This window comes from Undibacterium sp. FT79W (assembly GCF_014284215.1).
In the GTDB taxonomy this organism is placed as follows: domain Bacteria; phylum Pseudomonadota; class Gammaproteobacteria; order Burkholderiales; family Burkholderiaceae_D; genus Undibacterium; species Undibacterium aquatile.
Genome location: NZ_JACOGB010000005.1, coordinates 388986 through 400609, shown reverse-complemented (window position 1 = coordinate 400609; position 11624 = coordinate 388986). Strand labels below are relative to the sequence as shown.

Annotated in this window: 10 protein-coding genes; 1 reads left to right on the top strand and 9 read right to left on the bottom strand. The window is 48.1% G+C overall.

Annotated elements, in window-relative coordinates:
- The 3 genes from H8K38_RS11450 to H8K38_RS11440 form a co-directional block, all read right to left on the bottom strand.
- Positions 1 to 231, bottom strand: a 231-nt coding sequence (locus H8K38_RS11450; RefSeq protein WP_186884951.1) for a hypothetical protein, incomplete at its 3' end; no start/stop codon positions are given.
- Positions 232 to 726: 495 nt separating this feature from the next.
- Positions 727 to 2526: a DUF885 domain-containing protein gene (locus H8K38_RS11445; protein ID WP_186884950.1), complete on the bottom strand. Its 1800-nt coding sequence runs from the start codon at positions 2524 to 2526 to the stop codon at positions 727 to 729.
- 646 nt (positions 2527 to 3172) lie between these two features.
- Entirely contained in the window at positions 3173 to 3547 is a 375-nt protein-coding gene (locus H8K38_RS11440; protein WP_186884949.1) for a helix-turn-helix domain-containing protein, read from the bottom strand.
- 99 nt (positions 3548 to 3646) lie between these two features.
- Here H8K38_RS11440 and H8K38_RS11435 point away from each other — a divergent pair, with 99 nt between their 5' ends.
- Positions 3647 to 4396, top strand: a complete 750-nt coding sequence (locus H8K38_RS11435) for an SDR family oxidoreductase (RefSeq protein WP_186884948.1) — start codon at positions 3647 to 3649, stop codon at positions 4394 to 4396.
- Between the two features lie 107 nt (positions 4397 to 4503).
- On the opposite strand, the gene H8K38_RS11430 is transcribed toward H8K38_RS11435, so the two are convergent.
- The 6 genes from H8K38_RS11430 to H8K38_RS11405 all read right to left on the bottom strand — a co-directional run bounded on the left by H8K38_RS11430 (position 4504) and on the right by H8K38_RS11405 (position 11389).
- Positions 4504 to 5793 carry a deoxyribonuclease II family protein gene (locus tag H8K38_RS11430; protein ID WP_186884947.1) on the bottom strand — a complete coding sequence of 430 codons (1290 nt, stop codon included), beginning with the start codon at positions 5791 to 5793 and terminating at the stop codon, positions 4504 to 4506.
- A gap of 66 nt (positions 5794 to 5859) precedes the next feature.
- Entirely contained in the window at positions 5860 to 6351 is a 492-nt protein-coding gene (locus H8K38_RS11425) for a hypothetical protein (protein WP_255422927.1), read from the bottom strand.
- Between the two features lie 850 nt (positions 6352 to 7201).
- Entirely contained in the window at positions 7202 to 8608 is a 1407-nt protein-coding gene (locus H8K38_RS11420) for a hypothetical protein (RefSeq protein WP_186884946.1), read from the bottom strand.
- 196 nt (positions 8609 to 8804) lie between these two features.
- On the bottom strand, positions 8805 to 9569 hold the full coding sequence (locus tag H8K38_RS11415; protein ID WP_186884945.1) for a hypothetical protein: 765 nt from the start codon (positions 9567 to 9569) through the stop codon (positions 8805 to 8807).
- A 149-nt stretch (positions 9570 to 9718) separates the two neighbouring features.
- Positions 9719 to 10012, bottom strand: a complete 294-nt coding sequence (locus H8K38_RS11410) for a DUF3761 domain-containing protein (RefSeq protein ID WP_186884944.1) — start codon at positions 10010 to 10012, stop codon at positions 9719 to 9721.
- A gap of 870 nt (positions 10013 to 10882) precedes the next feature.
- The gene (locus H8K38_RS11405) at positions 10883 to 11389 is read right to left on the bottom strand and encodes a hypothetical protein (protein ID WP_186884943.1); all 507 of its coding nucleotides are present in this window, start codon (positions 11387 to 11389) and stop codon (positions 10883 to 10885) included.
- Positions 11390 to 11624 lie beyond the last annotated feature (235 nt).

The following is an 11624-nucleotide window of genomic DNA, read 5'->3' as shown; positions in this document are numbered from 1 at the left end:
GCTGGTGACGACCGATGCAATCTGGTCGCCGCCCACGTCACCTATTTCGGTTGTTGGCAAACGCTTTGCTACAACCAAAACGGTTCCTAGTTCGAACGCGGAAGTATCAGATTTATCCTCAGCCCATACAGCGGAAGTGATAAATGTCGCAATAATTGCCGCATTGACTACTCGAATCTTCAATTGGGGACTGGTTGTTACAACGCGCTTTTTATTCTGATGCTTACCCATATGTCTTCTTCCGATAAAATCGTAATAGCAACTTGTATATAACGGTATTTAAAAAAATCGACGGCTTCTCGAAATGCTTGCGGCATATCTCATCGGTCTTCTACGTCGCGGTTAGCCGACAAAATTAGGTTCAATATGTGAAATTCATTGTGTAGGTTTTTTTATTGGCTTGGCAAATGCGTAATATACACTTGCATATAACGCTGTAAAGATTGCACTTGAATTCTCTTGACGAAAATCATATTTCTTAAATTGAAGGTCTTAATTGCGAAGAAACTGCATAGTTTTGCAACCAACAAACATGCCATAAATACATTGCGTGACGCTGAGCCGGCGGCGCCTATCGTCGGATGCGCACGATCGACTTGGTCAAACCGATTCGGTCGGTTCATTGGTACAATTTAGCATCGGCGGCTTTCAGTCGTTTATTGGCTTAGTCACCTGTCCAACGTGCTTCGGCACGAAGCCGCCGCCTCTGCTGACGAAATATTTGGCTTAGTTCTGCGCAACCTGTTTGCCTTGCGCAGGCACGAACTCTTCCATCACAGCCTTGTGCAGCACGGTGGGCGGCACAAGGCCTTGCGACAGCACGAAGTCGTTGAAGGCTTTGCGGTCAAACTTCTTGCGCAGTGCGACTTCGGCCGCTTGACGGGTTTCCATCAGACGCTGGTAGCCGTAGAAGTAGGACGTCGCCTGACCCGGTGCACGGAAGGTGTAGCGCTGCATTTCCTGCGTCGCCATGCCTTCGGACAAACCCACTTCATCCATCAGGAATGATTTCACCCCTTCCGGCGTGATCCCACCCAGGTTGACCATCGGATCGAGGAAGGCGCGGGCGGCGCGCTGCATGCGTGCTTGCAGGGCGAACAACTGGCCGTCCAGCGGTTCATACTGCTGCATCTCGGCTTCCGCATACAGGGCCCAGCCTTCCACGTTGACGCTGTTGAAGGCGAACACGCCGCGTGCGGTCGACACGCCGGTTTCAATCATTTTGGCAAACTGTAGTTCATGACCGGGACGGGCTTCGTGCGCGGTCAGTGTCCAGGTGCCTGCCTGATGGGTGAAGTCGTCGAACACCTTGGACTTGCCGCTGGCGTCAGGTGGCATGCCGGTGGTCAGCACGAACTCGCCATACTCGCCGGTGTTGCCGACCAGGCGCGGCGGATTCATGTGCGGGGCTGGCTGGGCGGCGTTCTCTGCCTGCGAGGCAAGGCGAATTTTGGTCTGGCGTTCCGGTAGTGTCACGATCTTGTGCTCTCGCACGGCCGCTTCGATCTGGCTCAGACGCTCCTGGTACAGCGGCATCACCTTATCCAACGGGATCTGCTGCTGTTTCAGTTCACGCATGACGGCGCGATAATCGGCGTCCGGCAAATTACGCTCCTTGGCGATCAGACCGGCGGTGATGTTCATCTGATTGCGGATTTCAGAGAACGAGGTCAAGGCCTTGGAAATCAGTTCCTGCGGGCTGATGTCCACGCCGAACTGGTGCAGGTTGTCGGCATAGATTTCCGGCGGCAGGCGGTGGTCAGCGCGCGCCAGCGGCAGCAGTGTCTTGCGTACGTAACTTTCGTTATACGAGGTCAGCTGTTTTTCCAGCGCGGCGAAAGCCGGCTGCCAGCCTTCCAGACCGCTCTTTTCCAGCTCGTCCTTGATGCCTTTGAGCAGGGTCGGGCCATCATCCAGCGACTGCATCAGCTCGGCTTTGTAAGGGCCCAGCAGCTTGGGATTGGCGTTCAGACGCTCCTGGGTGCGCTCTTGCGCCAGTTCGGTGATGGGACGGTAGCCCTTGCTCAGACCGGCATACTTTTGCAGGCGGACCACTAGGCTCTTCTGGCGTTCCTTGGGCACGCGCGGGTCCAAAATCTGGTGCACCACGCCAAACAGCAGCTGGTTCAGATCCTGGTAGGGCAGCATCAGCTTGCGCTGCAGGGCGTTCGAGGTCAACTGGTTATGGGCGGTGCCAATCAGGATGTCCAGATCCTGGCGAATCTTGGGGTCGGTCTCCGCTCTCTTGCGTTTTTGCAGTTCGGCCACTACGGCATTGGTGTCCTTAACGCTGGCGTCGTACAGGTCATGCGACATATCGGTAATCATTTCATCGTAGCCATCCACGCCCAGCTGAGTGGCGCTTTCTGGCGAATACTTGACCATCAGGTCCAGCAGCAGTTTGGCGTTGTCATTGCTTTTGGCGACCCAGGCCCGTTCTGCGCCCGTTGCCACGCCAGTCAGTGAGGCAAACGCCAGGGTGATCGCGCCGACGACGGCCCGTTTTTTCCAGAGAGATTTCGACATCGTAGTCCTTTTAGTTATGGGGTGGATAGGTCAAGCGGCGGTAGTATAAGAAAGTCCTCCGTGCAGCCGCAGCTTTATGCGACAGACAGCAGAAATACGGGAATGAACTGTTGTTTGCCCCCCGGTAGACATGGCAATAATTTCTTCCATGATGCCCCATGCCTAAAATCTTCCGTATGATCGGCCCGTTGGCATGCAACGCCACACCGATGCAACCGATCCACTCGTCCAAGGTCGAACGCACCAGCGGTACGCCCTGGCGGGTCGCGATCCACGCAAGCAGGCAAACGGGTGCAATGCCGCCATCGATGATGGCGGCTGGGATCGGCGCCGCAGTGACCGTCTCTCAGGGCCGTCACCCACTTCTTCAATGTGCAGTCCGATATCGAAAGCCGAATCGCGACCGTCTTTACCGATTGCTTCCAGTGGCTGTAAACCGTCACCACCCAATCATCCATATAAGTCGCAGGTGTGATTAAACGACGCACTGTAGGGTGGGCACGGAATCATCGCGTCCTGCGAAAGTAATCCTCTACAACTACTGCAACGGTATCACTCTCGCAAAAGCATTCCATGCACAACGAGAGTTTTTGAGGAAATGCATTGTAAACGCTGGCAGATGTTGGCACATTAGCTTGGAGTCGCGTCACTCACGTATCAACCGATCCCCATGGATTCGCATCCAGCCGGCAAGAGAGTCCAGCGTCTCCCGCAGCGTCTTGCCCAACTCGGTAATTTCATATTCCACTCGTGGCGGGACTTCGGCGTAGATCGTGCGGCAAACCAGTCCGCGCTGCTCAAACAAGCGCAGTTGCCGGGTGAGCTCCTTCTGCGTGATAGGAGCCACCGCACGTTGTAAATCGCTGAAACGTATTGGTTTGTCGATGACGATCAACCTGTACAGGATGGGAATGGCCCATTTACCGGAGATCAGGTTCACGAAGTCCACCATCGGGCAACGGCCAGCAGGTCGGATTTCTGCGGGCGTTATCTGCGCACGCACTTTCTTGAGCATTGCCATAACTATCTATTTACTCCTTTAGTATCTATCAGGTGCCTACTATGCAAAGGATACTACTGATTAGATAATATTGCTTTCAACTCAGCGGATTAACACGGTATGTCAAGACTTCAAGGCAAATACGCTCTGATCACTGGTGGCACCAGTGGCATCGGTCTGGAAACAGCGCGCCAGTTTTTGAAAGAAGGAGCCAGGGTAGCCATCACAGGACGAAACGAAAACACCCTGTTGAACATAGGCCGAGAACTGGGCGATTCGGTACTGCTTTTCCAGAGCGATGCCGGCGACATGGCTGATCAACGCGCGCTGGCGAAACAGATTGCACAACATTGGCCGCGCCTTGATGTGCTGTATGTGAATGCGGGCGATGTGACGCACCGCCCGTTACAGGGATGGGATGAAGCCGCTTATGACAGGCTCATGGACATCAATCTGAAAGGCCCGTTCTTCCTCATCCAGTCCCTATTGCCCTTGCTGGCAAATCCATCGTCCGTCATTCTGTGTGGCTCGGTCAGCGCACATATCGGCCTGCCTCAAAGTAGCGCTTATGCCGCCAGCAAGGCGGGATTGCTGTCACTGGCGCGAACCTTGTCTGGTGAACTGGTCGGACGCGGCATTCGGGTCAACGGCTTAAGCCCGGGTCCGACCGAGACTGCTGCGCTGGGCAAATTAGGTCTACCACCACAGGAAGAGGAAGTCTTGCGTGGGCAGATCAAGAATCTTGTCCCCATCGGTCGCTTGGGCACGCCGTTGGAATTGGCAAAAGCTGCTGTGTTCCTGGCTTCTGATGAGTCCAGCTTTGTCGTCGGTACGGAACTGCAAGTTGATGGTGGCGTAGGTAACCTGTGAACGAACAATTTTTTTTATTGAAAGTGTTTTCAGTTCTCCAACTGGCGACTACTGCATGAAGTTTTTTCCACCGATAGTCGCTAGTGTAAATTGCTCATGCTGAGAAGTTAAGGTCCCGTTGTGGGAGCCACGTCTCCATCCAATAGCGAACGAATGCTCTTCGATAATTCCTGGTTTTGAACAACGTAGAATAGCCCTCCTCTGCCATTCTGACTGCTTCCGCAATTGGCACCGGACAGCACACCTTGTTGGTTCATATCCCCAAAAATAGCAAAATCGGATGCGTCATCGGATACACCAATCTTTGCATGATTAAAGTTGGGACCCGCACCGCCTTTTAAACCAATCTTTGTACCTTCCCACTGACCTGACATAGCGATGGTCACAGGGCCTGGTTGATTTAGTGTGTTATCCCAGCAGGCGATTTCTGTACTTGCTGTCGTTGAGTAAATTTTTGGGCGCATCCACCAGGTCGCTGTTTTAATTGGAACAGAACCGAGTAATGAGGACACCATCTGCCATGGTGGTATATGTTTCTTGGATGGTTTTGAAATCAGACCAATACCACTGGAGAGCTGAAGACGGGTAATCTCCGTGCTGGAAGATCTGACACCCAAGCCGCTGACCAGTTGCTGAATGTCGTCAGGGCCGCCGTTACGGACGATTTGTGGGTTATTGATATCGGTGACGACACTGGCATTTTTCAGTCCTTTTAAAACGCCAATGACATCAGACTTGGTCAGTTTGACAGAAAAGAAATGTTGGCTGACTTTGATATTGTCATCTTCAACGCACCCTAAGGTATTGCCATCTGTCTTTCTGGGAAACTGCTTACTTCCGGAGGCGGGCCATGAGGGTGTTGAGACCTGCAGTACGACACCATCCCCATCCTGATTCCACGCCAGCATTCCTTTTGAATGCCCCCAAGGTGCACCACAACTCTCACCGCATCCGGCGATCTGTGGATCATCATAAAACTGATCGTTCCAGACGACATAGTAATAGGCACCGTTATAGAGCTGATCAAACGTCGCTCCTAAGGGATCAGTGACGGTATCGCCAATACACTCACCACCTTTTTTTAAACTGGGGTTTTCGTTTGTTGCATAGACAAATTGCTGGCTATAAACATAATCCTGAACATCACCGCCAAATCGGCACACCCTTTCGGTCGGTGCTTTAGCGCCGCATCCCGGAAATGTTCCGGCGTTAAATTTAAATGCAAACCACCAATTCACTGGATGTCCCGCTTCGATGAGTGGGGATGGCGATCCCTGACGTTCAGCGTCCTGGGCATAAGTAATCCCCGAGGCAATGATAACAAAGGTGGGAAGTAATACCAGCAAGCTGACTTTGGCGCTGTATCGGCGGACGGTCAGAAGGAAATTCTTTAGCATTTCAGCTCCATTCAATAATGGGAAGGTTGAAAACGTTCCTTAATTCAAGGGAACAAGTGCTGCAGCTTAATTCCAGAGCGGGCAATATGTTTCCAGGCTTTCCAGGTTGTCACTGACTGAGCCGTCTTGTTTCACGATTTTGATGAAGCCATTTGGTTTGTTTGGACTTGGAGTTTTCCCGCAGTCGGTATGAACCCAATGAATACCTTTAGTACCGTCGGTATATTCCTGACCGCAAAGCTCAACACTGTCTCCTACCGCGATTTGCTTTAACGATGGCGGTATTTTTTTGCTGTTTTTGACATATCCATTGGCGAAGACGTTATCAATTGCAACGTCATAAATATCGCCGGATTCATCGACTTTCACTTTAAGATGGGTATGAGAAAGTTCGACACCTTTGAGAAATTTTCCGCTCTTAAACTTCGGCCCAGAAGTCACCTTACCAGTGACATAACTTCCCTTCCCTGTGTCGCAGGCCATCTTGTCATCTGCCCAAGTTACAGATGAGAATGCGATTAATCCAATAACAACACTAGTTAAAATCGACGTTTTCATAGGCACCTCTAAAGAAGTGGATCGGAGAACTACGGAAGGAGTCAGTTCGAGACGGAACGGCAAAATTGATCCCGGATGCAATGCGAAAAAGAACCGGGACACATATAGTATTAACCAAAAACTTATAAATACAACTAGTTTTTTTGATAATTTGCGGTTTGTTGTAAAAAGATATTGAAGTGCAATTCGCAAACGTGACTGGACTTCCCCCGTTCAGTAGACAAATCAAGACTTTACAAACGGCTAAGCTCCGGTGCTACGCTGGACTGCGCAGTGCCGAAGGAGTACGGGAATGGCGGTTAGCTGTGTATTCCAGTAAAAACAAGCCAACCATTCTCGTTGAATGGTAGCTAGTGAATCCGATCCGCAGTAGTCCATTGATTCCAGTCGGATACCGACTGAGGTCGGTTGTAAACAGTAGAGTCCAACGGTTTAGGCGCAAGCGTAATACACCAAACGGTTAATTAACTCAAATGCTTCTTAATACGTTTATCGATGATTTACGGAAATGGTGCATTACGCCTTTGGCTAATACACCCTACCGATTGTAAGTTATTACAGGTTACGAGTTATTTAGCGGGCAGGCGTGGGGGCAGACTGCGCTTAGCGCCTCTTGAATAGTGACTGTTGAAGACTTTGGGTCAGCACACACAACGAGTAAGAACACAGTCGATATATGACTACTCCCAAACTTTATGGCACAGCACATTTTGCTCACTTTCTCGCTCCAATACACCGATGCTTCAAATCGATTTCGGTGGAGTGTGGGCAGAACACAATCACACTCATTGAGCATCCCGTGACGAACTAAATCGCCACGTTTTTATTTCGCTTGCGTCGTGACCGGACGTTAAGGGCTATCAACCGTCGTCACAGTAACCTGCAAATTCGAGACAACGATGATGCCCGAATTAAGAGTAATAGTCTGAATAGGAGCATCTATTGTCAGCGTCACAGTTTGTGCGCCAACTACTTTTATTATGGTTGTTGATGGAGTATAAGGTACTGAACGCGATAGAGTCAGCGCTGAGTTTAGACCATTCAGTATCGCATTAATTATTTTGGAAATAATTTCCTCGATCCAAATTCCAACGTCCAGCATGAGCGTGCCATGGAGCGGAGAAAATTGCATTAACCAAGCCAAACAGGTTTTAAAGTCTATAACTCGCGGATCATTTTGATCGAGAGATGGGCCATTTTCATAAGCCTGGACATTATTAAAACTAATTGTCTGAGTCCCATCAGCATCATTATTTGTTACAGTTACGCTACCGTTCCACCCCTCGGACGCGTCCATAATCCCGTCGATATACAGTTCCTGCGTTAGAAAGTTGTTCGATGCAAACGAAACTTGCAAACTAAGGTCGGTCCGCCTAGTCGTCACAGTAACTTCCAATACGGCCGGATCTGAACCGTTAACGCTGGAATTGATTCTTCCATGTGCATTAGCGCTAACCTTATTTTCCACGAGTTGACTGACCTCATTCAAAATCAATGAATCAGAAACAGCGAATAATAAATTTGAATCGGAAGGCAGAATCATTTGCGGAGAGGACGCCAAGGTCGCTTCCCACGATCCTGTAGGTGCGTCATGATTACTAAGCATGCCGCAGACGACAAGCTCATTGTTACTGTAGATTGTAATAAAATTAAATAACGTGGGTGCAATATAGGATTGGGTTGTGCTATTTAATTCATATTCCCGACTACCAAGGTTAAAACTTTGACCAACCAATTCCGTCAAAGCTGTCGAAAAAAATAATTGAAGAGCGGCAGCATCAGTATCGCTAATCTGCGTAACCTGAACATCCGTGAACACTCCAGATTGAATCGAAAGGCTGTAATTAACCGTTTCCGAATCAGATGTTGATGCCAACACCTCACTCTTTATAACTATTTTGCTGACATCACATGACGCACTGACCAAAGCAGGGCTATTACTCGATATTAAGATCATTTGTGACTGCGCACTAGGATCTGAAACGATACCAATGGGGCCAGTAAAACTGCCCGAAAACGGAACTGAAATATTGAGGCAGTTTGGATTATTAGGATCAATTGAGATATTCGATGAAGACAACTTAAAGGTGAATGTCCACGATACGTTAACAGTTGCCGTCCCATAATCAGTAGTAATTGTTTCCTCACTTACGTTACCGCTCCAGGTATTTCCCCAAAAAAATTCAATCAACTCTCGAACTGCAGTGCTATAGTTTGTCGTTGCGATTAAGAAATCCCAGCCTTGTGTACAGGACATATATATTCCTTTTGAGTCGTGAGAAATTAGTAGGTAACACGTCGATTGCTTCGGCGCTCACAAGGAGCCATTAATATTTGAAGGTCAAGGAATGGCGTGCAAATCTGATTTCAAGGGATTCGCCGCAAACAGCGTCTTCCATAGTCTCGGCGTCAATTCATGCATTCCAGCTTACCTCAGCGTAGACGAGGTCGTGCTAATGACCGAAATTGAAAGCCTCATCTGGAATTACCGTATTGAAAATTGGAAAATATTGAACTTTTGAAAAAGTGGAGAATGAACCGAAATTGGTTTCTTCATCAATTCGGAGCAAGAGGTAATCAGTTTTTGAAACCCAATATGTCACCTTCCCTTTGCTTGAGGGTATTTCAATGCCATGAACCACATTTGCCTTGGTAGATGTAAGTCGTTGAACCCTGAAGCAATCAATGCCTCTCTCAATTCCATCATCGATCCGGTAGGAATCAGATGTTGAGACCCATGTTTCATTTTTCCAAGCGGCTTCATTTAATAATATTGATGGAATGGTGTACGCGGTTCCGCCCGACACACCCGTTGCCCCTGAAATCGCATGTCCAAGACTCTCATGTGCCTCCACCTTGGAGCCGATGGTCCACCATGATTTAACTTCCTTATTTTTCATCCAAACCACATAGCTATCCGTCCCGATCCCACCAGCAGCTGGTTGCGTGAACTCAAACCTAAATTGATCTGGGCGAGAGAAAGTAGTAGTGAAATGTCGCTCAATGGTGTAATTAGTACCTGAGCTCTTGAATTCTGTAAATGAAACACCTTTGTCTTGATATGAATTCATTCCCTTGTAAGTTCCAGCAACCTTTCCCAATACCTCGAGACTGGAAGGGGTAGTTGAGATTGCTTTGTCAGGGTTGATTTCCTCGGCCTGGCAAGAAATCACAAAGGCTGTACCGATGATGAAGGCCTTGAGGTGATGTTTATTCATGGTGACGAGTCTCCATTCGGGTTGAGTGTGCGAGGCCTAAGTTGTTTTAATTTTCATTTATCAACATTAACCATCAATGATTAAAATGTCAACATATTGCAATACCTTGAAAATCGTATGAATATTACCTACAAAAGTTTTCAGCATGACTAAAGCCAGGTAGCCACGCCACCGTGACGGGAGCATGTTCCTCGATGTTTTTTACTAAAACTATAAGACCCGTCACGGCATCGAGCACTGGCACCTTGAGGAATTTTGTTGTCGACACTCTTGGCCGGCGCGTGCACGGTTTGCCCAACTTTATTCTGATAATGCCCATGCGACTTTAACTGAGATTCATCTGGTTCAACTTGCTGAAGTTTTACAGAAGATTGAAGCTCGGCGTAAACTGGCGCGGTAACTCCGAAAGACAACAGCAATGCAAATAGCCAAGCATTTTTCATCGATAGCTTTCAGTTGAGTTACTTCGTACCTGGTTTACCAGTTTCAGGATTTGCATTCCCCTTGGTTGACCAATTATTGGCCTTTGTATGGTCTGCGCTAGACCGGTTATGCGCATCCACGTGAGTGCCATCTTTACGCGTATACCTAGAAACATGTGTCTTGGAATTGCCGGTGCGGGTACCATGACCGCTATGACCACTTTCCCGTGCGGCAACTGGCAGTACAGTGGTAATAATAGCTAAAGCGGTGAAGAATGACGTAAGAATACGCATGTAATTCTCCCAAGTTATTTATCGTTTTATTTGTGTCCATGCGTTTCCGCTTAAAGGACTCAGTTTGTAAGAAATTATAAAAAAAGCTTGCAAAGAATATAAAACAACAATTAACTTAAATGCAATTAATCTAATTAAAATAGATGAACTTTATTGCAGCTTGAAGTCAGATAAACTACAAAACATTCTCAATAGGCGAACTGAGTTCACCCGTACCAGAAATACAGGAGAAACCAGACACTGCCATGAAGATGGAGGAAATGTTGTACGACAGGCTCCCGGAAATGCTGCGACAGCGAACTGAGGTCATAGTATTCAACGTTTCTCGTCAGCCAGAAAACTGAATTGCCCGGAGTTTTTAGGCAGGTTTACGACTACATCCACAAAACGAGTGATAAGCCTTATGTCGTGGATCGTTTTTGGGTGGCGGTTTACGCCCCAAAGCAGACGTCAGCTATAAAACTTCAGAAGCCGTCAGAATGAGACCGCGACCGCAAGTCTGGTTATTCTTGAGCATTCTGATATTACTATGATGATTCTTAACGCCGAGTTGATCGGCACGCTTGCGTGTCGGAATCGAACGAACTGTTAAGGATTTTATGCATTTCTATAACTTCCAAACTGAGCTAATTGCGGTTCTATTTCTTCACCTACAGTACGTGAAATATCGCTTAAACATTCTATTTTCCGAGTAACTTGATTGTCTTCGTCAATCTCAACAAATGACCAATTCGCTGGCTTAGCACTTTCCGGAAACATCAGCTCATCCGAACAGTCAATTTTTGACAATACTGAATCAATTGTACTGATTTGGGTTTCTCGTAATAAGAGAGTAATTTCCTCACGACTAATACCAAGTGAGAGCATTTTTCTTATTAGTGTCGCTTCGGTCTTACTCCCAAATTTTTCTTCACTTTTAAATAGATTGTCAATCCACGCTGTATGACCAACGGGGTAGACGGAACCTAGCCAAACTTCTCTCAAAAATGCGTACGATGTGTATTGGGGTAACCCTTCAGTGATTTCTGACCTAGCCCATTCCTCTGGGTTCTGAGCTCCCAATGCTCGAAAATGTGCTGAAAGTTCAGTTATCTTGGAATCCATTGGACGATCCTTAACGCTGATGTGACGGGGTCGCCGCCGTGAATTTAAATAAGAGTGAAGTCATCATCGGCGACTCCCCGTCGACAGTCCTGTTAGGTTCATTATTCATTCGATTTGCACACAACTATATCGGGCCACTCTTCTTTCCAAGCATCACTTTCGTCTTGCATGTGCAAATGGTCGTAACTCTCTCCCATTCGATCCATTTCATCAGCAGCAACGATAAGGAACTGTG